The sequence below is a fragment of the Ensifer sp. R-19 genome (assembly GCF_049905105.1).
Lineage (GTDB): Bacteria > Pseudomonadota > Alphaproteobacteria > Rhizobiales > Rhizobiaceae > Ensifer.
Genome location: NZ_CP184569.1, coordinates 994104 through 1012717, shown reverse-complemented (window position 1 = coordinate 1012717; position 18614 = coordinate 994104). Strand labels below are relative to the sequence as shown.

29 protein-coding genes, 1 tRNA gene and 2 pseudogenes are annotated in these 18614 nt (G+C 60.9%); 13 read left to right on the top strand and 19 right to left on the bottom strand.

The window, feature by feature from the left end; genetic code table 11:
* Window positions 1-356: 356 nt before the first annotated feature.
* The 3 genes and pseudogenes from ACN9MO_RS04930 to ACN9MO_RS04920 form a co-directional block, all read right to left on the bottom strand.
* Window positions 357-1784 (bottom strand): annotated as a pseudogene (locus ACN9MO_RS04930) (DUF1073 domain-containing protein).
* Between the two features lie 8 nt (window positions 1785-1792).
* Window positions 1793-3193, bottom strand: a complete 1401-nt coding sequence (terL, locus tag ACN9MO_RS04925; RefSeq protein ID WP_057252486.1) for a phage terminase large subunit — start codon at window positions 3191-3193, stop codon at window positions 1793-1795.
* Window positions 3180-3644, bottom strand: a complete 465-nt coding sequence (locus ACN9MO_RS04920; protein WP_057252487.1) for a DUF2280 domain-containing protein — start codon at window positions 3642-3644, stop codon at window positions 3180-3182. Before ACN9MO_RS04920 ends, terL begins: the two co-directional genes overlap by 14 nt.
* Before the next feature lie 23 nt (window positions 3645-3667).
* On the opposite strand from ACN9MO_RS04920, the gene ACN9MO_RS04915 reads away from it, so the two are divergent.
* Window positions 3668-3892 carry a hypothetical protein gene (locus ACN9MO_RS04915; RefSeq protein WP_057252489.1) on the top strand — a complete coding sequence of 75 codons (225 nt, stop codon included), beginning with the start codon at window positions 3668-3670 and terminating at the stop codon, window positions 3890-3892.
* Here ACN9MO_RS04915 and ACN9MO_RS04910 read toward each other — a convergent pair.
* Window positions 3889-4509 carry a putative metallopeptidase gene (locus tag ACN9MO_RS04910; RefSeq protein WP_113132750.1) on the bottom strand — a complete coding sequence of 207 codons (621 nt, stop codon included), beginning with the start codon at window positions 4507-4509 and terminating at the stop codon, window positions 3889-3891. The genes ACN9MO_RS04915 and ACN9MO_RS04910 overlap by 4 nt on opposite strands.
* 79 nt (window positions 4510-4588) lie before the next feature.
* Between ACN9MO_RS04910 and ACN9MO_RS04905 the strand changes: the two genes are divergently transcribed.
* The gene (locus tag ACN9MO_RS04905) at window positions 4589-5170 is read left to right on the top strand and encodes a hypothetical protein (RefSeq protein WP_113132749.1); all 582 of its coding nucleotides are present in this window, start codon (window positions 4589-4591) and stop codon (window positions 5168-5170) included.
* A gap of 244 nt (window positions 5171-5414) precedes the next feature.
* Here ACN9MO_RS04905 and ACN9MO_RS04900 read toward each other — a convergent pair.
* From ACN9MO_RS04900 to ACN9MO_RS04875, 6 genes are all read right to left on the bottom strand, one after another.
* Window positions 5415-5476, bottom strand: a tRNA-OTHER gene (locus ACN9MO_RS04900).
* Window positions 5477-6162: 686 nt separating this feature from the next.
* Entirely contained in the window at window positions 6163-6843 is a 681-nt protein-coding gene (gene nusG, locus ACN9MO_RS04895; protein ID WP_113132747.1) for a transcription termination/antitermination NusG family protein, read from the bottom strand.
* Window positions 6840-7154 carry a helix-turn-helix domain-containing protein gene (locus tag ACN9MO_RS04890; protein ID WP_113132746.1) on the bottom strand — a complete coding sequence of 105 codons (315 nt, stop codon included), beginning with the start codon at window positions 7152-7154 and terminating at the stop codon, window positions 6840-6842. Before ACN9MO_RS04890 ends, nusG begins: the two co-directional genes overlap by 4 nt.
* Window positions 7144-7797, bottom strand: a complete 654-nt coding sequence (locus ACN9MO_RS04885; protein ID WP_425986774.1) for a hypothetical protein — start codon at window positions 7795-7797, stop codon at window positions 7144-7146. Before ACN9MO_RS04885 ends, ACN9MO_RS04890 begins: the two co-directional genes overlap by 11 nt.
* Entirely contained in the window at window positions 7709-8380 is a 672-nt protein-coding gene (locus tag ACN9MO_RS04880) for a hypothetical protein (protein WP_425986771.1), read from the bottom strand. The genes ACN9MO_RS04885 and ACN9MO_RS04880 overlap by 89 nt, the downstream gene beginning before the upstream one ends.
* Entirely contained in the window at window positions 8377-8751 is a 375-nt protein-coding gene (locus tag ACN9MO_RS04875) for a DUF1064 domain-containing protein (RefSeq protein WP_113132744.1), read from the bottom strand. The genes ACN9MO_RS04880 and ACN9MO_RS04875 overlap by 4 nt, the downstream gene beginning before the upstream one ends.
* A gap of 140 nt (window positions 8752-8891) precedes the next feature.
* Between ACN9MO_RS04875 and ACN9MO_RS04870 the strand changes: the two genes are divergently transcribed.
* On the top strand, window positions 8892-9194 hold the full coding sequence (locus ACN9MO_RS04870; protein ID WP_425986767.1) for a DUF982 domain-containing protein: 303 nt from the start codon (window positions 8892-8894) through the stop codon (window positions 9192-9194).
* Between the two features lie 74 nt (window positions 9195-9268).
* On the opposite strand, the gene ACN9MO_RS04865 is transcribed toward ACN9MO_RS04870, so the two are convergent.
* A complete protein-coding gene (locus tag ACN9MO_RS04865; protein ID WP_113132743.1) occupies window positions 9269-10381 on the bottom strand; it encodes a site-specific DNA-methyltransferase in 1113 nt (370 codons plus the stop codon).
* Between the two features lie 95 nt (window positions 10382-10476).
* Between ACN9MO_RS04865 and ACN9MO_RS04860 the strand changes: the two genes are divergently transcribed.
* Window positions 10477-10659 (top strand): hypothetical protein, encoded by a 183-nt coding sequence (locus ACN9MO_RS04860; protein WP_082615953.1) that lies wholly within the window; start codon window positions 10477-10479, stop codon window positions 10657-10659.
* An 87-nt stretch (window positions 10660-10746) separates the two neighbouring features.
* On the top strand, window positions 10747-10980 hold the full coding sequence (locus tag ACN9MO_RS04855) for a DUF982 domain-containing protein (RefSeq protein ID WP_057252508.1): 234 nt from the start codon (window positions 10747-10749) through the stop codon (window positions 10978-10980).
* A gap of 20 nt (window positions 10981-11000) precedes the next feature.
* Here ACN9MO_RS04855 and ACN9MO_RS04850 read toward each other — a convergent pair whose 3' ends face one another.
* The 8 genes and pseudogenes from ACN9MO_RS04850 to ACN9MO_RS04815 form a co-directional block, all read right to left on the bottom strand.
* The gene (locus ACN9MO_RS04850) at window positions 11001-11201 is read right to left on the bottom strand and encodes a hypothetical protein (protein WP_057252510.1); all 201 of its coding nucleotides are present in this window, start codon (window positions 11199-11201) and stop codon (window positions 11001-11003) included.
* Entirely contained in the window at window positions 11201-11584 is a 384-nt protein-coding gene (locus ACN9MO_RS04845; RefSeq protein ID WP_162727980.1) for a hypothetical protein, read from the bottom strand. Before ACN9MO_RS04845 ends, ACN9MO_RS04850 begins: the two co-directional genes overlap by 1 nt.
* Before the next feature lie 69 nt (window positions 11585-11653).
* A complete protein-coding gene (locus ACN9MO_RS04840) occupies window positions 11654-12049 on the bottom strand; it encodes a hypothetical protein (protein ID WP_113080796.1) in 396 nt (131 codons plus the stop codon).
* A gap of 459 nt (window positions 12050-12508) precedes the next feature.
* The gene (locus ACN9MO_RS04835) at window positions 12509-12652 is read right to left on the bottom strand and encodes a hypothetical protein (RefSeq protein WP_162733624.1); all 144 of its coding nucleotides are present in this window, start codon (window positions 12650-12652) and stop codon (window positions 12509-12511) included.
* A gap of 530 nt (window positions 12653-13182) precedes the next feature.
* Window positions 13183-13425 (bottom strand): annotated as a pseudogene (locus ACN9MO_RS04830) (DUF2312 domain-containing protein); the annotation flags it as partial.
* A gap of 9 nt (window positions 13426-13434) precedes the next feature.
* Entirely contained in the window at window positions 13435-13746 is a 312-nt protein-coding gene (locus tag ACN9MO_RS04825; RefSeq protein WP_113132739.1) for a hypothetical protein, read from the bottom strand.
* Complete coding sequence (locus tag ACN9MO_RS04820; protein WP_113132738.1) at window positions 13743-13988, bottom strand: hypothetical protein; 246 nt, start codon at window positions 13986-13988, stop codon at window positions 13743-13745. The genes ACN9MO_RS04825 and ACN9MO_RS04820 overlap by 4 nt, the downstream gene beginning before the upstream one ends.
* Window positions 13985-14203 (bottom strand): Cro/CI family transcriptional regulator, encoded by a 219-nt coding sequence (locus tag ACN9MO_RS04815; RefSeq protein WP_113132737.1) that lies wholly within the window; start codon window positions 14201-14203, stop codon window positions 13985-13987. The genes ACN9MO_RS04820 and ACN9MO_RS04815 overlap by 4 nt, the downstream gene beginning before the upstream one ends.
* A gap of 83 nt (window positions 14204-14286) precedes the next feature.
* On the opposite strand from ACN9MO_RS04815, the gene ACN9MO_RS04810 reads away from it, so the two are divergent.
* The 8 genes from ACN9MO_RS04810 (at window position 14287) to ACN9MO_RS04775 (ending at window position 18614) form a co-directional block, all read left to right on the top strand.
* Window positions 14287-14979, top strand: coding sequence for a LexA family transcriptional regulator (locus tag ACN9MO_RS04810; protein ID WP_113132768.1), 693 nt, complete (start codon window positions 14287-14289; stop codon window positions 14977-14979).
* A gap of 420 nt (window positions 14980-15399) precedes the next feature.
* Window positions 15400-15624, top strand: a complete 225-nt coding sequence (locus ACN9MO_RS04805; RefSeq protein ID WP_113132735.1) for a hypothetical protein — start codon at window positions 15400-15402, stop codon at window positions 15622-15624.
* Window positions 15624-15860: a hypothetical protein gene (locus ACN9MO_RS04800; RefSeq protein ID WP_113132734.1), complete on the top strand. Its 237-nt coding sequence runs from the start codon at window positions 15624-15626 to the stop codon at window positions 15858-15860. The genes ACN9MO_RS04805 and ACN9MO_RS04800 overlap by 1 nt, the downstream gene beginning before the upstream one ends.
* Window positions 15857-16207, top strand: coding sequence for a hypothetical protein (locus ACN9MO_RS04795; RefSeq protein ID WP_113132733.1), 351 nt, complete (start codon window positions 15857-15859; stop codon window positions 16205-16207). The genes ACN9MO_RS04800 and ACN9MO_RS04795 overlap by 4 nt, the downstream gene beginning before the upstream one ends.
* Window positions 16204-16440, top strand: a complete 237-nt coding sequence (locus ACN9MO_RS04790) for a hypothetical protein (RefSeq protein ID WP_113132732.1) — start codon at window positions 16204-16206, stop codon at window positions 16438-16440. The genes ACN9MO_RS04795 and ACN9MO_RS04790 overlap by 4 nt, the downstream gene beginning before the upstream one ends.
* 1 nt (window position 16441) lies before the next feature.
* Window positions 16442-17419, top strand: coding sequence for a hypothetical protein (locus ACN9MO_RS04785; RefSeq protein ID WP_113132731.1), 978 nt, complete (start codon window positions 16442-16444; stop codon window positions 17417-17419).
* Window positions 17419-17664, top strand: a complete 246-nt coding sequence (locus ACN9MO_RS04780) for a hypothetical protein (RefSeq protein ID WP_113132730.1) — start codon at window positions 17419-17421, stop codon at window positions 17662-17664. Before ACN9MO_RS04785 ends, ACN9MO_RS04780 begins: the two co-directional genes overlap by 1 nt.
* Window positions 17661-18614 (top strand): recombinase RecT, encoded by a 954-nt coding sequence (locus ACN9MO_RS04775; RefSeq protein ID WP_113132729.1) that lies wholly within the window; start codon window positions 17661-17663, stop codon window positions 18612-18614. The genes ACN9MO_RS04780 and ACN9MO_RS04775 overlap by 4 nt, the downstream gene beginning before the upstream one ends.

Genomic DNA, 18614 nt, shown 5'->3' with positions numbered 1-18614 from the left:
GTAGTACCTCAGAAGAAAAACGATCTGCGGCGATGGCGGTCCGACACACCGTCAACGCAAGCAGCGAGATCAGACCATGGTCCGATACTAAAATTTCAGCGCTGGGCTAGGTTTTGGACCCGCACAACAGTCGAAGGAGTTTTGTCGTGACAAAGGTTTTGGTTGCCGCGATGGCGCTGGTAATAGTTGGTTTCTGGGGTTCTGTCGGCGTTCTGATTTACTCACTGCTTGCGTCTTAGTTAGTAGCGGAGCCGTCGTCTCTCCCCTATAGTTGCTCCCGGCAATGGAGGTTGCCTAGGGAGGATTGTATGAGCGACACCACATTTGGGTTTCTGTTGGCGGCCGAGTTGTCGGCCTTACTCTGGGCCGCACTTTTCATGGTGATATTCTCGGCCTCTTGATGAGCCTATCGGGTTCATCGCTCCTGAATTGACTGTGCGACTGCTGCGGCCGCAAGCTCGTCTTCGGAGGGCTCCTGCTCGCTCAGCTTGCCATATTCCTCGATCGCCGCGTCCAGGCCGGGCAGCGACCCATCTTCGACGAGCGCATTAACCAGAGCGTCGGACACAGCCTCACGAGGAATAATTTCCTGTCCCGGCGAAGTGCCCACCAATTGGCGCGCGGCATCAGCCTTCGTCTTGAAGACGTCAGCCTTTTCCTTCTCCGACATGCCCCAGAGCGGTGCCCACTCGTAGTAGATATCCGGGTCGCGCGAGCCGGTCCCGCTGCGGATGATGGCACTCGTCGAGGCGCATCATTGCCGGTGTCATCTCGACCTCCTGCATGGCCTGCAGGCGATCGTAGTAGTTGCGAAGGTCGCTTTCACCAGTGGCGTTCATCCCTGCCGGCGACTGTCCGAGCAACCGGGTTGCCGGAATGTCGGCCGCGCCGGATACCAGCTGCATGAACGACATGAGCACGTCTGGGAGTGTGGCGAAGCTCGCCGTCTTCTGTTCGAACTCCTCCTCCTTGTCGAGGAGGAGGTCGCCGTTGATGCCTTTGGCCGTGGCCGCCAGTGTGTAGCGTTCAAGGATCTTGGCGCGGTACCGCTCATCACCGACGTTCTGCATGAAGTCGGGGATGCGGATCACGTTGACCTTCGCCTCGAAGACGAGGCTGGCAATGTTCGCCGCAGTACCGTCGGCCTGCTTGATCGCCTCGACGACCGACAGGAGCACGCTGTCGCCCCAGCCGGCATAGGTCGTGGTGACGATCTCCTCGTCATGCTGGGCGGCGCCGTTGAAGACGACCAGGCGCGACGGGTGAATGTCGACCTGCACGCCGTCCGTCGACTTGATCTGGTAGACCTTGGGCTTGCCGTACCATTCGGAGGCCGGGTCGCGATCGATCTCGCCCGCCGTCAGATTGCGACGCGAGATGACCGTGAGGTACTTCAGGCCGCCTTTGCCAACGCGCTCGACGTCGAGTGGCTCGGTCAGGTTCTGATCGCCGGTACCGATGACGACGGCAGCGCCGCCCCAGAGCCGAGCCTTGATCTTGGCTTCGAGGATCTTGCCCTTGACGTTGAGGCGCTTCTCTTCGGCCTCGATAAGCTCGATCTGAGCCTTCTTCGCCTGCCAGTCGCGCCAGGCACGGACGCTATCGAATGCCGGGACATCCACGATCTTCCGCGGTAGCCACGCGCCACGGTAGGCGTTGAGCAGTTCCTCGTCCGAAAGCACCGGCATCGAGTAGAAGGTCGACGCCGCCTTGTCCCGGCTGGTGCCGATGTTGGCAACCATGTTCGTCAGGCTGTCGCGGACGAAAGCGATGATGTTTCCCATGTCCGCTCCTAAACGTTCGCCAGCGTGAACGTGCTTGCGCTCAGAAGCGCATTGAATGCTCTGCTCGTGCTGTCGGCGTCGTCATCATGTGTCGCTTCAGGAAAGCCTTCGAGCGACGAAAACCATGCTGCATTCCAAGGCGCTCGAAGGAGCAGGACGTTGCCCGCTTCCGCCTGGGCAGAGAACGGGCTGAACCGTGTCACCTTGTCACCGGATTCGGGTGTGGCCCGTACCGTGAAGCCGGCCAGCAGCTTCGTCAGGTTGGTGACCTGCGATTTGCCCGCCTGGCCAGGATCCTGCGGCAGCGATATCTGCACGTCCTTGCCGTCGGCTTCTGCCGTGTTCCTGATCAACCGCTCGACACCTGACGGTGACAGGAAGTCGTTGCAGTGATGCGCCACGATGTAGCGCCCGTCCGACAGCTTGCCGATCTTGGTACCGGCCGTGGCGTCTGGGTCGGTACCCTCTGTCTTCGGCGTTGCCGCCATGTCCCAGCCGCGCATCCATTTGACGACGCCGGCTGGGATAGCATCGACGACCTCGCACCAACCGCGCTGGAACAAGAGCCCGGCAGCCGGACGAATCTTCCAGTTGCCCCCGAGGAGGCGTTCGCGCTCAACCGTCGGCAGGGCCATCAGGTTGGCGAGGTAGCCGGGATCGGCTGCCATCAGCGCCTTGTTGTCCGTCAGCTTGGCCGGGACGAACGTCACCGACTTCGGCTCGATCGGCTTCGGGTTGCCGTTCTCATCGGGTGCCGTGTACTCGGCGAGTTCCGACGGATGGTCGGCCCAGATGATGGAATCGCCGATGCGGACGAAGTAGCGAAGGACGCCCGCCCGCTCCGGTATCGGCAGACCAGTATCCTGGTCGATCCACCACGAAATGAACTCGGCGACCCAGCTATCCGCATCCGGGTTGCAGGTTGCCCTGACATACGGTCTGACGCCGCACATCGAGCGGTTACGCGACAGCAGATACCAGAACTGCTTGGCACTGAAGTGCGTGAGCTCGTCGAAGCAGATCAGCGGGATCTGCGAGCCCTGCCAGTTCGAAACCGTCTTGTCGTGTTCGAGGTGCGCGAAACTGACCGACGCCCCAGATGGGAACGTCCACGACAGATCCGGCGCCACCTTCGGCTTTGCGTTCAGGCTGGGATAGAGCTTCTCGCTCTCGTCCCATAGGCCGCCCTCGTTTCGGACCTGCACCAGCGTGCGCCGGAAGAAGACCGCGCCGAACTGCGGGTTGGCAACATGGCGCAGCGGCTCCATGAGGAGCGCCCACGTCTTGCCGCCACCTGCCGACCCGCCATAGATCGCGATATCTGCTGGCGAACCAAGGAATTGTGTCTGCGGGCCAGCCTGGGGCCGGATGATTGTCTGGGCGCCCTGCCCTTGCTCAACCCCTGCCATTATCGGGCAACTGGAAGATCGTCACCGGAGAGACCGGCGTCGGAAGATCCTTGCCGTCCTTGCCCGTGATCTCGCGTCGGTTCGTATAGGCGCCGCCGACTTCTTCCGCCGCCTGTTTGAGCAACGATGATGCCAGCACCATGTTGCCCTGGTTTTCTGCCTTGTCTGCCATGCGTTGAAGAGCGCGGAGACGAACGGCGCGATGGCTGATCGCGATCGAGGCGGTGTCCTCCAGGAAGGTCTTGCGGGTCTCCTCGAAGAGAACGCGCCACTTGGGCGCCAGGCCGGATGCTGCCTTCTTGTTCGGATCGTGGCTCTCGACGAGTTGCCGGCTCACTTCGAGGCCGTATTCCTTCTTGACTGCCGCAGATACCACTGAAGGGCTATCGAAACACGCCAGGGCCTGCACGATGTAAGTTTTGACCTCGTCAGAGAGTTTCGCTTTCGCCATGGCTGTGTCAAAGTCCCGTCAAAATGACCATTGAAGCAGACCACCAGCATCGAAGGTACATCGTCCGCTACCCGGACGGCATGACTGCTGAAGAGGGCCACGCCCTGCTAGAACAGGCACGAGATGATCTCGCGCCTAACCTCACCCTGATAGCTGCCGACGACGGCGCCACGATCGAGGGCGAAACCTGGCACGTCCTATCGGTCTGCTTGGCCCTGCCGCTGTTCGAGGTGAACGAGATACTCTAGGCGACCCTAAGCTGGCAGGTGCCGCATGCGTGTGCGATCTGCACTCTGGCGATCTCGGGTTTCTGGCTGGCTGCATCGACCATGGCGCGGATGCCGGCAGCATCTGCCCCGTACCTACGGACCACCCCGACGAACTCTTCGACGTCATGTCCCCGAATGACGAACACCGGGCGGCCCGTCGACTTGCTGAACTTCGGCGCGCCGAAAGCATCGACGTCCTGGGCGGCGTGATAGAGCTCGTGCTCGACCAGCGCCATGAACTCGGCGTCCCCGCACTCTCGGCAGTAATCGGCGTCCAGCGTGATAATGAAATCAGGGACGTGGCCGAACCACTGCTTGACCTGCATTTCAGCCCGGGCGCGTGACCACTTGCCCATCGTGCCTTGCGGAGATCCTGTCTCGCACTGGCCGATGACGCGGCGGCCCTTCTTGCTGTTTCCGACAATGGTCCAAAGGTAGCCGATGTCGGCGAAGCTCAGGTGCAGATGGTCTGGGTTATGGACCGGCGACGCTGGGTCGAGGAAGGTCGCGTCTACCCAGCCTGGCATGTCTTCAGCAGGGGCGAAGGCTGGCGAGGTGATGTCCACGAACATCGAGGATGGAGGTTGCGGCCGCATCAGATCACCACTTGCCTATGTGTCGCGTCTGCGCGAACTTCTCGTGACGCGTGTTTTTTAGGGCGGGCATAGGACCAACATGATCGGACTGACAAAGGAAGCCCTGCTAGCGATGGACCCAGACGTTCGCGCATTCACGCTCGTGGGTGGCTACTTGGGCTACTTTGCCCTTCTAGAGGCGGGCATCAATAATGCGGTGAGTGATGTTCTTGAGATCAAAGGCCTGCGAGCGGCGATAGTCACTCGAAACATGTCCTTCGATGACAAACTTAAAACTCTTCGCGCTCTCGTTGCCGAATTCATCCACGACAGGACGGAGGCCAAGGCTTTCGACGACTTAGCCAAGCGGGCCAAGAGGTGCGGCGAGAGCAGAAACATTATCGCTCACACTCCGTTCCGCCGAAGCCCGCAGTCTGACGGTGTTGAGTTTTTTGCCACGTCTGCAAACAGTACATTCAAGTACATCGACATGGACTGGACGGTCGACGAGTTCCTGCGGCAGATCGACAACATCAACGAAATTGACAACGCGCTGCGGTCCATCGGCAGCAGAATGTCGATCCAGCGGATCGCTGAGGCGCTGCTGAGACCTACTCATCTGAAGTCTGCCTCGCCAATGGGCGGATTGTTCGGTTTGGGTGCAGCAGCCGAGAACAATTGAATCGGCGCCTCGAAATGGTTGTGGAGGCTTGCAGACCTCCGCCTCTCGTTTGCGCCCCGAGAGCTTACAGCGGGCTGGGGTGTCCTGGTGCCTCGACGTGCGGTTGGCTTCCCGCTTGTCTTCCTTCCGGCTACGCAGCCTAACCGGCGAACGGCTTCTGGTGGGCGGGCCCCGAACCTATTTCGCCGTCGCTGCGACAGCGGCCGGGCTCCCCGGCGTGTTCGTTATGGGCCCTCTTGGGATCTGGTTGCGGAGACAGGATTCGAACCTGCGACTGGCGAGCTACCGGACTGCTCTACTCCGACAAAGGGGATTGCGTGCTACAATAAGCTAGCCTGGTTGAGCAGGGAGGGTTCCAGCATGAGCCGAAATACCGCCGTCCTTGGAATTATGCTCACCGCCGTGGTGCTCCTTCTCATCCTGCTGATAATACCCAGGAACGAGACGGCAATCGAAAAGTCTACACCGCCGGCTACCACGACCGAGCCGACAACGACGCCTACGACTTCGAGGCCGTCGACCACGACACCCGCTCAATAGACGCGCGGCCACCCTAATCTCATCGAAGCTGGCGGCCGCGCCTAACCATTCTGGCTTTGACGAAAACCCTGAATTTCTACTGAATGTTGAAGTTCTAATACTCGCCGAACGACGAGAGAACGCGCCGTGTACGAAAGAGGATTTCTAACCCGTTCGGATTATTGCGAATTTGACACCTGTCAGATCTTGAAGTCGGCGCGCGTCGGTTGAGAACCATGCAAAGTCGCCGCTAAAACGCACCAGAACAATCCGGAAACGACTATTGTGCCGAAGCGGAACAACTAAACCCAGTAGATTTATAGGTTCTGGCGGCGAAATGAAGGAATCGAAAAGCCGCCCGGAGGCGGCCTGAATTTTGGATGCATTTTTCCTTTGGGCAGGAGGCGGAAGGCTCCCGGCTGGGCCGTCGAGTATTCCCGTTGCAGTAAGCAAGGTCCGACAGTACACCCAAATCACGCCGCCGAATATAAATGGCTTGAGCGCGCTCGGCAAGCGTCCATTTCTTCATCCATGGCCTTCAATTCATTGAGAATCGCCAAAACATGTTGACGACTGGCGGGTGCGAGTTCGTCGATGGCGGCTTCGGCAAGCATCCGAACCGGGACTTTCTTGCGGCGACCTTTCGGGAAGATCAGCCCGAGACGCTTGTTGAGCGCATTCCGACGATGGGCGTGAGACAAGGTGAGCCGTTGCTCGCGCTCGCGATCCCACTGCTGCCTGGCCTGGAAGTCCGCGAACATCAGGCTGCCGATATCGGTATCGCGGAAGACGATGGGACCGCGATCGAACGACGGGCGGACGAAGGCGAGAACGCCGTCGACGTTGCGGACGCGCTCGAAATCGCCCTGCTCGATGTTGACGAAGGCGTAGCCAACGAGGAGCGGGAACCGGCGCTCGATCATCTTGTTGGTCCGCTGGTGCTGGGTGATGTCCCAGAAAGACGGCATGTAGACGTCGATGCCTTCCGCGCGGAGATTGCGTTCAAGGATGCTTTCGCCCTTCCGGCGCTCGCGCTCCTGCTTCTGCTCTTCGGTCTCGTCGTTGGCCGGCTCAAGCACGGTTGCCATCCGCTGGGCGCCGGGAACCGATCGAACCGCGTACCAGGCCGTTTGCGTGTTGATGGCGTCGTTCATTGGGCGTTCTCCATTTCGATTTTGCGCAGGGCGTAGAAGACGGTCTTGTGGTCTCGCGAGAAGACCCGGGCGATCGCGGGGAGCGACATCCGCCGCTGCTGGCGAAGCTCCCACATGATCTGCTGGCGCTGGCGGGTGATGGCCTGCCGGCGCGATGGGCCGAGCATGACCTTTGACGGGATCCGGAGTTCGAGGCTCCGAAGTCGGACGTAGTCGGTGGGCGACAGGTGCCCAAGCGTTCGCAGCTGGTGGACGCGGTAGGCGATCACGTGATCGTTGGCGTCTGGGCGTGGGCGAGGCTTATGCTGCATGGCTGGCCTCGTCGTCGGTACGCACCTCGGCGACCTCCGCTTCGATCTTGCGGCGGAACGCCATCTGCTCGGCGCCAACTTCCCACCAGTCGGGCAGTTCTTTGATCTTGGCCCAGTATTCGGCCTTCTCTGGCGACATTGGCTCGTGAACGACGATGCCCCGTTCTTTGGCCTTGGCCTCCTCGTGGTCCTGTCGGAACTGGGCCAGCCGGGCGCGAACCCGGGCCATGACCTCGGGCGAACGGTCGACCTCTGGCGCAACGCGCTTCATCGCCGCCGCGATCTCGCGCTTCCGGGCGAGATCCTCGCGGGCCGCCCTCGCCTCCTGCTTCGCAAGCGCGGCGAAGATCGGCGGCTTCGGGATCATGCCGAGCAAGATATCCGGGTTGCCGGCGTAGTCGCCCTTGATGAGCTTCTGGGTCGCGATCGTCAGACCACAATTCGGCACGCCGTCGAGGGCGTAGCCGTAGATCACGTCAAACTTCTGGGGGTCGATACCCTGAGGCAGGCTCATGCCAGCGCTCTGCATGACGCCGAGGCTGCGAACGATGGCATCAGCGCGAGCCGGTGCCAGTCGCTCGGTGAGCGTGGTAATCTCCCGGTTCAAGGTCGAAAGCTGGGCCGGTGCTGGCAAATTCGTCATGGCCTGGATTCCCGTTCAGTTTCTGCTGGATGGCTTCTCGAAACTCCCGCTGATGGCGGGCATTCTCGGTTTCTCGCGGGGGCGCTTGAGCTTGGGCTCGCGGCTTCGCCACGTTCCGCATCCAGTTGCGCCAGGTGGCCTCCCAATCGAGCTTGGCGGCGTCCTTGCCGCTCTTGCCGACCCAGAAGTCGCGGAACTTGTCGGCCTCGAAACGGATCGTTGCTTCGGAGTGGCCCTGATCGATAGCCCACTGGCCCCATGCTGCCGGGAGAGCCCAGCCAGCCGGCAAACGCGCCCCGCGTTTGTTTTCCGAGCGAAGCGAGGATGGGGTGGGGTTAATTTCTTTAGGGGGTGTGGGGGACCTTTCTTTATCAGGGGTGGGGTTGTCCCCGGACGGTCCCGTGACTGTCCCGTCCCTGTCCCGTGACTGTCCCGCCCGCTGACGGCGTTTGCGGTCGCGCTCGACCTGCCGACGGCGCTCGATTTCAGCGTCTTTGCCCTCGATCGCCTCGACGGCGAGCGCTATTGCCTCCGGCGGTGCACCGGCTTCAGCCATCTTGCGGATCAGTTCGGCAATGCTCACTTGACCACCTCGACTTCCAAGCCGTGGCAGGCTTTCATGAGCTTCTGCTTGATGCGGAATACAGGCGTGACGACCATGCCCTTCACATCGATGACGCGGCGGCGCTTCATGGCGACGTCCCAAAAGACAAAGTCCGCCCTGTAAGTGCAGACCAGCACGCCATTGATCGTCAGCGCATACGAGCGCTGCATTTCCACGTCTTCGACCTCGCCAGCCCTCTGGCGGAGCTTCAGGCTGGCATAGTATGCGGCCTCGGCTTTGCTATCGAAGCAGATGCCGTCGAGAAGCGTGCGCTGAGCCTTGTACTTGTTCCCGCGCTTCGGCTTGGCGATGGCGGCCTGGTACTGGGCGGCGGACAAACGCTCGTTCATGCCGCACCTCCGAAGAAGTGTTTTTGTGCAAGTCGCTGCGTCATCCTCTTGAACTCGCGCAGCCACGAAAATAAATCTTCAGCGGGCGCTGACGAACAGCGCTTTCCTTGTTGAAAGCCAACGAATTCAGTGAGGTAGAAATGCACCCGAAGATGTTTGACCGGCCAGTTTACCTGCGTGAAAGGAAGGATCTGGTCCTCGAAATCACCAACCTCGACGACGCGATCGATTTCCTTGAGGAATGGTCCAAAGGGGATCGCGATATCATTCACGACGCGACCCTGAAGACTTGCTACCTGGCACATGACGGCCACAAGCCAGTCCAGGTGGCGCGTGACGCTCTCCGCTCCTTCGCGAAGAAGAAGGGCATACTTGTGAAGGCTCCCGCGGTCCTGCCGTGGATGGTCAAGACCAAGTCCGGTGGCGGTAGGATTTCACCCTAAACTGACCATCAACAGTGAGAGGCTGCGCTCGCGGCCTCTCTTGTCATAGCCTGATGCTGGGTATGGAAGCTTGATCATGCCGCGTCCTTTCGCTCTGCGCCTTCGATGCGCCGGACGGCGATGTCCGCGTATTCGGGATTGAGTTCGATCAGGATGCTGCGAAGGCCAAGCTGCTCGGCGACAAGGCCGACCGTGCCGGCGCCACCGAACGGATCGAAGACGGTACCGGGCACGCGATCGAAGGTTTCGCAGATCGGACCGCAGCCGTGGTCAACGCCACAGCAACCGCAAACGGTCTTCGGGGTGCCTGCCTTGATGCAGCGCTCGGCGAGCGCCGGCGGGAACGTTGCGAAATGAGCTTCACGAAATGCCTTCGGCGCGATGCTCCAGACGTTCCTGGCGTTGCGGGTTTCGACGAGTTCCGACGTGCCTTCAGCGAAGGATCGCTTCGCCTTGACCATTGCATTGCCTTCGGCGGCAAATTTCCTCGATCTAGGAACGCGATCAACGTTCTGCCGGCTGTTAGGCCCCGGCTTCCGCGCATGAGACCCACCGGTCACCGGCTCGCGGATCGCCTCGTGATCATAGAAATACTCCTCGCCCTTAGTGAGCAGGAAAACCTTCTCGTGCGCCGTCGTCGGGCGATCGTAGACGCTTTCTGGCATCGGGTTCGGCTTGTGCCAGATGATCTCCGAGCGAACCCACCAGCCCGCCTCCTGCAGGGCAATCGCCAAGCGGTTGGGGATCATGCAAAGGTCTTTGGGCTTGAGATACCCGCCCCTGCGATCGTGGTGCTGTCCCTCACCGCCATTGTTCCGGTACTGGATAGGCCCGACAGTCGAGAACGGCTTGTCTCGGAAAGCGCGGTCGTCGCCGACCACATCCGCAGCCGATCGCCCGTTTGGTGTCGTCGCGTAGCAGTCGCCATAGTTGAGCCAGAGCGTGCCCTGCGGTTTCAGGACGCGCCAAACTTCGCGGAACACGTCGACCATGATGGCCAAGTGCTCGCCGAGCGTTGGCTCAAGGCCGATCTGACCTTCGACGCCATAGTCGCGCAGACCCCAATATGGTGGGCTTGTGACGACACAATCGACCGAGCCCGATGGCATGGAGCGCATGACATCCATGCAATCTCCGACATGGATGGTGCAACGTCCGTCGAGGATGGAGCGGGTTTCGAAGCTCATGCCTCACCTCCCCGCTCACGGCGAGCAGCGAACGGATCGAGCTTTTGGAACAAACACCACTTGGTCGCGGTTGCACCACCAAATAGGAGGCGAGCATGCCCAAGACCCCAATTCCGCAGCCACCGGATCCGGTATTCCCGCCGGACCTGCCGCCGGATGTTCCACCAGATCTGCCGGAGCCCCCGATCGAGGAGCCAGAGCCCGACGTCGGTCCGGACGAAGCGCCCGCCATCACCCCCGTCCCCGGCGCGATAATTCCGCCGAAGATGGGAGATTGAGCTTGCCGTAGTGCTACCCAGCACCGCCCCATTGGAACAGTTCTCCCTAATATACGTTTGTGGGAAGCCTGACCCACGGAGGACACCATGGCCAGCATCTGGGATGCAAACGTCGAGTTGAAGATAGACGATCGTTTTCACGTCATCAGGAACGCCCGAGAGGCGGTCGCATTCCTGATGAAATCCTGGCCCGAGACGAAAAGCGAGAGTTACGCAATAGCTCGAAAAATCTGCCTGGATGCGGCCAATGGAATAGTCCCTAGCGCCGACGCCAGGGCAGCGTTCGAAGCTGCCGCGAAGGAAGCCGGACTTCTGCGATAGGCCCGAGGTGAGGAAATTAATCATGCTGCCTGCCCTCGCCGCTCAAGCGCCTTCAGGTACGCGGCCTTGATCTCCTCAAACCGAGCGATGTCGTATTCCTTGGTGGCGATCTCGTTTTCGGGGCGCGGCTTCTTAGAGCCGTGGCCGTGGTCATCGAGCCAGGTCATAGCGCTGGCGATGCGGCGATCGAGCCAAGCGATCATTTCGGCGGGGTCGGTCATCAGTGCGCCACCCCGTATTCGGCCTCGATGCTGCTCAGCCATTCCAGCCCCTTGCGCGCAACACGGCGATGGCTTTCCTGGCAGCAGCTGTCGTTCATGCGGACCGAGATGTCGGCCCAGCGGCTGTGCATCATCTTAACGGCAGCGGTCAGCGCAGCCTTGAAGCTCTCGTGCTCACCCCAGAAAGGGCCGCCGTGTCCGCAATACCCACCGACGCTGTCACCGGTATTGATCGACCAGGTACCGTCACCGTTGGCCATGATGCCGATTTTTCCATAGCTCCAGCCGCTCTTATCGAGATTGGTTTGCAGCCACAGCGGTTCATCGACGGCGGGTGCCGGCGCGGGCATCATCAGGTCGAACATAGAAAGCTGTTGCATCACTGGTCGCTCCCGTCCGTAAGTTCCGGGCAGATCCATTCCGCGAGCGACGAGCCGATACCGCGCAGCTTCTCAGCGATGATCAGCCGTTGCTTCAAGCTGAGCCAACGCACGAATACGGGCGGTCTTTTCGATGAATTCGGCATGATCCCTCTTTGCTGCGCGCAGCAGTTCGCGTTCTTCCTTCGCGGCTTCCGCAGCCGCGTAGAGTTCCATCATCTGCCAGTGGCGAACGACGTCGGTTTCGTTGTTCCACCAAGCTTTGAGACGGCGTTCCGTCCATTGCTTCTTGGGTTCGCCCTTGTGCGGGAAGAGTTTTCGGAGGATTGCCGCAGCCTCGAAAAACATATCGCTGACACGGCCACCGCCGCCGATCGATCTAATGAGGTAGTTTGCAGTCGCAACGTCGCTCATGTTCTTGCATTTCCCGTTCTTCGTCTCGTCCAGAATTCTGGATTTCTTTTCCATGTTTTCGGTTCCCGCCTATGACACAGTGTCTTTGCTTAGGAGACACTGCAGATGAGCAGAAACCTTACTGACCAGTCCGAAGAGAGCCTGACCGCGCCAACGGTCGGCGCTCATTCGGAGGTCGAAAGTCTCATTCCTTTCCGCAGAGGAACCCGGGCGCCGCATCCCGCCTCTGCCGCCGGTGACGATCCCCTATCGTCACCGGCCATTCCCTTGGGAACCGCTGTTCAAGCCGTGGTCATGCGCCTGGCGAACAAGCGGATCCGGTTGAGAGTTGAGAGCCCCAGCCGGGAGGAGGAAGACTGGGGCTCTCGTTGATCGCGAGGGAGGAGGAGAACCGCGATCAATCCTTTGGCCGGAAGCCGTTCCGGCGAAATTCCAGTTCGGAAAAGAGAGCGACACCGCCGAGGAGCAGCATTGCGGCGACGACAGTCGCGACGAGCGCAGCAGCAACGAACATCAGGCAGCCCTCTTCTCGGTTTGATCTTCAGGCTGCCCGCTCTCGGCGGCCTTGAACCTGTTTGGACCGGGGCGAACGTCTTTGACCTCGCCCTCAATGAAGCGCTGAACCATCTCGTCGAGGCCGGATGAAATCTTCCTCATGCAAGTTCCTCCGCTGGCTCGCGTTCGCGCATCGCTTTCGCGCATGTGTGGCAGTGGTTCCGGCCATAGCCGCCGCATGCCTCCGGCTGCCGGCAATGCGGCCTCAACGGGGATGGTGGCTTGGCGGTGAAAGAGGTTGCCCGTTCAGCCTCCGGGCCAGAGGGTTCAAGGTTGACGGGGCCTCCTTCGAGACCTGCGCGCGTCGCGCTGCTCTCTACATTTTCGCCTCCTGTGCTGGCGACGACGATGCCGGTGTCGACGGCCGGGCTTACACGCTCGCTGGGGGGTGCCGAACCACCATCGATCTCGGCGCTCTGGGTGTTGGAATTGGTGGGGAGGTCGAGGCCACCGTCGGAGCGCGGGGCGTTGGCGAGGAACTCGCCGGTCGTCGGATCGATGTGCTCTTCGCGCTCAATCATGATGTCGACCGCGGTCAGCAACGCCGCCCTGCCCGCTTGCGTCTGCATAGCGGTCCCGACAGTCGCAACGAGCTTGGGGCTCGTCTCCGGCTCGTCGAACATGTCCATCTGGATCATGCCGAGTGCCTGGAGATATGTGTCGAGAATAGCTTCCTGCTCGGCACGGACGTCCGCATCGATCTTTCGGATCGAGATGACTTTGCGCAGGATCTTGGTGTCGAAGCCCATGGCCTTCGCTTCGCCGTAGACGTCTTTGATGTCGTCGGCGAGGATCTTCTTTTCCTCTTCGAGGCGCTCGATACGCTCGATGAAAGAGCGCAGCTGGTCTCGCGCTACTATGTGTGCGTCAGACATGGTCGGTCCTCAGAATGGAATGCTGTCGTCACGGTCTCGCTCGTAGGCGGCCGGATCGGGCTTGGTGATCTTGATGCGCTGCATGACCGGAGCGTCGGTGCAGTAAGCATCGACAGCGGCCAGCACGACGAACGCGATGCCAGGATGAAGACTGGCGAGGCGCTGGGCCTCTGCTCGCGCCGAGGCTTTGGAACGGTGCTGATATGTCGACCCGCGCTGGCCTACCCCGTAGACCATCCAAAGCTTGACGGCTTTCGGTTGGGACAGGACCGCAGCCGCGACCTCGTCGCCCATCTCCTGGATCGGCGCGCCGGTCATCATCGTTGCGTCTCTGGCGACGGAAGCGCAGCGCTGCCTCTCCTCATGGAGGGCCTTCGCCATGGCCGGTGCGATGTCGTGCTCGACGACTGCGACATGGAGGTCTTGAGGCCGCGCTGCTGCTGCTCATTCTGAAGACCGAAAGAGTGGTCCATCGTCGCGCACATGCGGCCGATCAGGGCCCCGGCAGTCGCCTTGGCGATATCGCGGATGTCTTCGGGGATGGTCTGACCCTCGGCGCTCATGCTGGCACGCCTTCAATAGGGCGCGCGCCAAAGATGTCGGGCCGCAGCAAGTGCCGCGAAACTCCGGTGATCCTTTCGACTTCCAGAACCCGTGTCGGGGGGACCTTGTCCCACTGCAACACAGCGGAAGGCGTGATCTTAAGCCGACGCGCCAGTTCGCTGGCGCTGCCTGCCTGCTTGAAAACCAGTGTGAGTGGGAGAGATTCTGTGCTCATGCCGAATTATAAGCATAACTAGAAAATCTCTTCAAGCAAAACTTTTATAGACGATATGAGGCTTGATAACTCACATGCTGGCTATGGATACGAAGGAAAAAGCCAAGATCGTGGGAGCAGCAATCAAGCAGGCGCGAAAGCAGCGCGGGCTTGTTATGCGACAGCTTGCCGAGCACCTGGGCGTGCACGTGGCGGCGATCGGAAACTATGAGAGCGGCAAGAACCTGCCGTCGACCGAGAACCTGATCGCGCTTTCTGATTTCCTTCGCGTCGATCAGGGCGCCCTTAGCCGTGGCGAAGTGGTCAGCCTAACAGATGAGCCGCTCGCCGACGCCGAGCGCGTGACCGACCCTGCCCCGCCGCCTACTGGCCCAATGGATATTGAGGTCCTTGGCACCACCGCCGGTGGCGACGATGGCGATTTCAGGTTCAATGGCGAACGCCAAGGTTTCGTTCGCCGACCGCCTGGTCTAACAGGCGTCGCCAAGGCTTTCGCCCTTCATACGATCAGCGACAGCATGATACCGCGCTATTTCCCGGGCGAGCTCATCTACGTCGGCGGCCGGGAGCCAGTGCCTGGCGATCACATCGTGATCGAGCTTTTCCCTGAGAATGAAGGCGATGTCGGGAAATCCTACATCAAGTACTTCGTTCGGCGGACAGCATCCGAGATCATCGTCAGCCAATACAATCCGCCGAAGGAACTGACGTTCAACCGGTACGGCGTGAAGGCGCTATGGCGCGTGATACCTCTGGCAGAACTTCTCGGCTATTGAGGACGTGAGCCTCTGCGCGGACACGCGCGCTCTCACTCACAAATAAGGCTTGAACAGAAATGCTCTTTCCCGGCAGCCCGTCTTCCTGACAGGCAGAGCATGTTAGCCGGGCCGACAGCTTCGCCAACGGCGTGCCGCTGAACACCCCAGGGAAGCGCATCAACTGACCGGCTTGCCACCAGCGCGATCTCCCACAATCTGAACACTCAACAGATACGGACGCCACGTCTCCCAACAGCGGCTCGCACGTCGGCAGCCCCATTCCCTTCTCCTTTGTTCACTATTCGTTCTAAACATTGATTCTTTTCGCCAAAGAGTCGAGAGCCGTTTTCTAGTTTTGCTTTAAAGTTTTGCTTGAATCTATTTTCTAGCTGTGCTTATATCCTTTTACAGCAGGACGCTGGCAAGAGGACGAAGCAAATGGCGATGGTCACCCGATACAGCATCCAAGACGAGGTTGGCCGGTTCCTGACCGCTGAGGGCTTCTTCTCCTACGACGACGCCGATGCAGTCGAGTTCCGGGATGAAGACGAGGCCAATGAAGAGTTGGCCGCCTACCCCGGCTGCACGGTCAAGACGTACCAGCGCGTCGCCAATCATCCCGATTTCACCGCAACGCCCTCGATCGAGAAGGAGGCCGCGTAATGTCCTTCAAGCCCCGCCGCGTGAAGCTGCACGAACTGTACCGCGAGATTGAAAGCCTCGGCGGTGGAGACACCGACCCGGAAGGCGAAGCCTATAACCGGGCCATCCTCGATGCCTGCGCGATCCTTCGCGCTTCTGGCTTCGGTGAAGGCTTCTACATCGATCAGCGTGAATATGAGAACCGCGCTCGCCTCACCGTCCGCGAGTTCGGGCCTGTTGCAGGAGCGGCGCTATGAGCGCGACAAAGCACACTCCGGGCCCTTGGGCTTTCGACGACGACAATGCCGTCATGGCTGACGTGGGCGCTCATATCTGCACCGTCAGCATGGCCGACGACTTTCCCTGCATTGACGACGACGAAGGCGACAGCCGCACAAACGTTGACATCGAATGCAAGGCCAACGCCCGCCTGATCGCCGCCGCTCCTGATCTTTTGGAGGCGTTGGTCGAAATTCTTGGCCCTCTCAACGTCTGCTCGGACAACCAGAACGTCGGCGATGATGTTTGTTTGCCTGTCGACATGACGATGGGAGAACTGCGCAAAGCCCGTGCCGCCATCGCCAAGGCCGAGGGCCGGCCATGACCCGCCCCATCCAATACGCCTGCGACCCGGCAGCCCGCTACTGCGAGTGCTCGCGGTGCCAGCTGCCGCCTGCGCCCAATGTCGACCTGGACGAGCTCGCCGAGTTCAACCGCGCCACCTACGGCGCCGCCACCTTCATCATTCTCCTCGCCGCCCTCCTCGCCTTCATGGCGATCGGCTTTGCGAACACCGAGGAGATCCACCGCAAATTCGTAGCCGAGAGGACCGTCTGACATGACCGCAGAAACAAGCATTTGGACTTGGTGGCAGAACGCGCTGGCGGGCAACGTCGGCCCGATGCACGAGGGCCAGCCTGAACAGGGCTATTACCGCACGCGCTTCAAGGGCGGCCAGTGGGAACCGGTAGCTATCTGGCTCGACGAGGGCGGCGCTTGGCTGGCGATGCGCGGCGAGCGCATGGTCGACGCTGGCGAGGCTTGGAACTTCTGCCGCACGCACCCGGTCAGCTATGAAGCCTATCAGAAGGCAATCGAAGGCGCCGGCTGGGACGACGAGCCGCCGACGCCTTCCATGGGCCATAACGTGCCAGCTGATCCGTTTGACGCGCTGCGGCTCGAATTCCTTTCGGAAAAAGAGCAGGCCGAGGCGTTCATGAAGACGCCCATCACGACCCAGGATCAAGCCGACAAGGCGGCGATCTGGTCCAAGCGGCTAACCGCCATCAAGACGAAGGCCGAGAGCCTGCACAAAGTCGAGAAGCAACCGCACCTCGACGCCGGCCGCTCGGTCGACAACAAGTGGCGCTCTCTCAAGGAAGATCCAGACGCGCTCGCCAAGAAGCTGAAGGCGCACGTCACGCCGTTCCTGCAGGAGCAACAGCGACGTGAATATGAGCGCCAGCAGCGTGAGCGCGACGAAGCCGAACGGAAGCGTCGCGAGGCTGAAGCACTCGCAGCCCAGGCAGACGTGAGCGACACCGCGGCGCAAGCCGAGGCTGAGCGCTTGCAGCAGGAGGCCGCGAGGCAGGAGCAGGCGGCGCAGCCGAAGAATGCCAAGGCTGGTCGCACCGGCGCCAAAGTCTCGCTCCGGACTTTTGTCTCGGCTCGCATCGTCGACTACGACAAGGCCATCAAGGCCTTGAGCAACCATCCCGAAATGAAAGCGCTCGTCGAGACGCTCGCCAACCGCGCGATCCGCGCCGGCGTCGAGCTCGACGGTGTTGAGCGCTTCGAAGAGCAAAGGGCTGCCTGATGACCGACGCAACCACCATCTCGCTCGCCGTCGCTGCCGTGAAGTTCAAGTGGCAGAAGGACGAGAAGACCTACGACTACTTCATCCCCGAGGGCCTCGTGGTCAACGTCGGCGACAAGGTCATTGTCGAAACGCCCCGCGGCGAAACCACCGTCGAAGTCATGGCGATCAAGTCGGAATCCGAACTGGCGCAAAAGAAGATCGTCCGCGCCGTCGAGCCGGAAGCCGAAGGAGAGAAGGCATGAACAGTCATGTCCCAACTCTCACTGGCGGCGGCAATGTCCTCGCCATTGTGCCTCAGACCTTCGAAGAGACCATGCGGATCTCACGAGCGGTCGTCGCCTCTGGCCTCGCTCCGGCGGCGCTGATCGGCAGGCTTGAGGGCGATGATGCAGCGGCGGCGGTCGCCGTAGCGATCATGTCCGGCGCTGAGCTTGGCTTGAAGCCGATGGTGAGCCTCCGCAGTTTCACCGTCATCAACGGCAAGCCGGCGCTTTACGGCGACGGCCTGATCAATGTCGTCCGCATGTCCGGCAAGGTCGCCTATCTCCGGACCGGCTGCGAAGAACGCGGCGGAAAGATGGTCGGCTACTGCGAGGCCAAGCGTCTCGATACCGGAGAAGACAAGCGGGTCGAGTTCTCGCAGGCAGACGCCGAGCGGGCGGCTCTGTGGCAGACGAAGGCTGTCGTCACCAAGTGGAGCAAGTGGGACAAGAAGAACGAGGAGAAGCCGAACGATAGCCCGTGGTACCGCTTCCCTCAGCGTATGCTTGCTTGGCGCGCCGCTGGCTACTGCCTGCGCGAACTGTTCGGCGACGTCCTCGGCGGCATCCGTGACGAGTTCGAGGTTCGCGAGATCGACGATGTCGAGACCATGCGCGACATCACGCCAGAGAAGCCGGCACTGCCGCCGAAGCCTCCGGCACCTCCTGCTCCGCCAGCCAAGGCCGCCGAAACGGTCGAAGCCGCTCCGGTCACCGAGCCGACCGAACAAGAATTCAACCTCGGCGACTTCCTTGAGCAGATCGAGACCGGCCTTGCTGGTGCCAAGGACGAAACCGACGTCGCGGAGATCTGGAACGACTTCGACGCGCCGGCCGTGCTCGAAACGAACGGCCACGCCGACATGATCGATACTGCGTTCGCCATCCGCGATCGTCGTCTCGCTCAACTCGCACCGTTGAACGGAGGCTGA

Excerpts from the sequence above, each read along its gene's own strand:
- terL (WP_057252486.1), bottom strand. The coding sequence starts at position 3,193 with ATGGCAGGGGTTGAGCAAGGGCAGGGCGCCCAGACAATCATCCGGCCC.
- ACN9MO_RS04920 (WP_057252487.1), bottom strand. The coding sequence starts at position 3,644 with ATGGCGAAAGCGAAACTCTCTGACGAGGTCAAAACTTACATCGTGCAG.
- ACN9MO_RS04915 (WP_057252489.1), top strand. The coding sequence starts at position 3,668 with ATGACCATTGAAGCAGACCACCAGCATCGAAGGTACATCGTCCGCTAC.
- ACN9MO_RS04910 (WP_113132750.1), bottom strand. The coding sequence starts at position 4,509 with ATGCGGCCGCAACCTCCATCCTCGATGTTCGTGGACATCACCTCGCCA.
- ACN9MO_RS04905 (WP_113132749.1), top strand. The coding sequence starts at position 4,589 with ATGATCGGACTGACAAAGGAAGCCCTGCTAGCGATGGACCCAGACGTT.
- nusG (WP_113132747.1), bottom strand. The coding sequence starts at position 6,843 with ATGAACGACGCCATCAACACGCAAACGGCCTGGTACGCGGTTCGATCG.
- ACN9MO_RS04890 (WP_113132746.1), bottom strand. The coding sequence starts at position 7,154 with ATGCAGCATAAGCCTCGCCCACGCCCAGACGCCAACGATCACGTGATC.
- ACN9MO_RS04885 (WP_425986774.1), bottom strand. The coding sequence starts at position 7,797 with ATGACGAATTTGCCAGCACCGGCCCAGCTTTCGACCTTGAACCGGGAG.
- ACN9MO_RS04875 (WP_113132744.1), bottom strand. The coding sequence starts at position 8,751 with ATGAACGAGCGTTTGTCCGCCGCCCAGTACCAGGCCGCCATCGCCAAG.
- ACN9MO_RS04870 (WP_425986767.1), top strand. The coding sequence starts at position 8,892 with ATGCACCCGAAGATGTTTGACCGGCCAGTTTACCTGCGTGAAAGGAAG.
- ACN9MO_RS04865 (WP_113132743.1), bottom strand. The coding sequence starts at position 10,381 with ATGAGCTTCGAAACCCGCTCCATCCTCGACGGACGTTGCACCATCCAT.
- ACN9MO_RS04860 (WP_082615953.1), top strand. The coding sequence starts at position 10,477 with ATGCCCAAGACCCCAATTCCGCAGCCACCGGATCCGGTATTCCCGCCG.
- ACN9MO_RS04855 (WP_057252508.1), top strand. The coding sequence starts at position 10,747 with ATGGCCAGCATCTGGGATGCAAACGTCGAGTTGAAGATAGACGATCGT.
- ACN9MO_RS04850 (WP_057252510.1), bottom strand. The coding sequence starts at position 11,201 with ATGACCGACCCCGCCGAAATGATCGCTTGGCTCGATCGCCGCATCGCC.
- ACN9MO_RS04840 (WP_113080796.1), bottom strand. The coding sequence starts at position 12,049 with ATGGAAAAGAAATCCAGAATTCTGGACGAGACGAAGAACGGGAAATGC.
- ACN9MO_RS04835 (WP_162733624.1), bottom strand. The coding sequence starts at position 12,652 with ATGAGGAAGATTTCATCCGGCCTCGACGAGATGGTTCAGCGCTTCATT.
- ACN9MO_RS04825 (WP_113132739.1), bottom strand. The coding sequence starts at position 13,746 with ATGATGACCGGCGCGCCGATCCAGGAGATGGGCGACGAGGTCGCGGCT.
- ACN9MO_RS04820 (WP_113132738.1), bottom strand. The coding sequence starts at position 13,988 with ATGAGCGCCGAGGGTCAGACCATCCCCGAAGACATCCGCGATATCGCC.
- ACN9MO_RS04815 (WP_113132737.1), bottom strand. The coding sequence starts at position 14,203 with ATGAGCACAGAATCTCTCCCACTCACACTGGTTTTCAAGCAGGCAGGC.
- ACN9MO_RS04810 (WP_113132768.1), top strand. The coding sequence starts at position 14,287 with ATGGATACGAAGGAAAAAGCCAAGATCGTGGGAGCAGCAATCAAGCAG.
- ACN9MO_RS04805 (WP_113132735.1), top strand. The coding sequence starts at position 15,400 with ATGGCGATGGTCACCCGATACAGCATCCAAGACGAGGTTGGCCGGTTC.
- ACN9MO_RS04800 (WP_113132734.1), top strand. The coding sequence starts at position 15,624 with ATGTCCTTCAAGCCCCGCCGCGTGAAGCTGCACGAACTGTACCGCGAG.
- ACN9MO_RS04795 (WP_113132733.1), top strand. The coding sequence starts at position 15,857 with ATGAGCGCGACAAAGCACACTCCGGGCCCTTGGGCTTTCGACGACGAC.
- ACN9MO_RS04790 (WP_113132732.1), top strand. The coding sequence starts at position 16,204 with ATGACCCGCCCCATCCAATACGCCTGCGACCCGGCAGCCCGCTACTGC.
- ACN9MO_RS04785 (WP_113132731.1), top strand. The coding sequence starts at position 16,442 with ATGACCGCAGAAACAAGCATTTGGACTTGGTGGCAGAACGCGCTGGCG.
- ACN9MO_RS04780 (WP_113132730.1), top strand. The coding sequence starts at position 17,419 with ATGACCGACGCAACCACCATCTCGCTCGCCGTCGCTGCCGTGAAGTTC.
- ACN9MO_RS04775 (WP_113132729.1), top strand. The coding sequence starts at position 17,661 with ATGAACAGTCATGTCCCAACTCTCACTGGCGGCGGCAATGTCCTCGCC.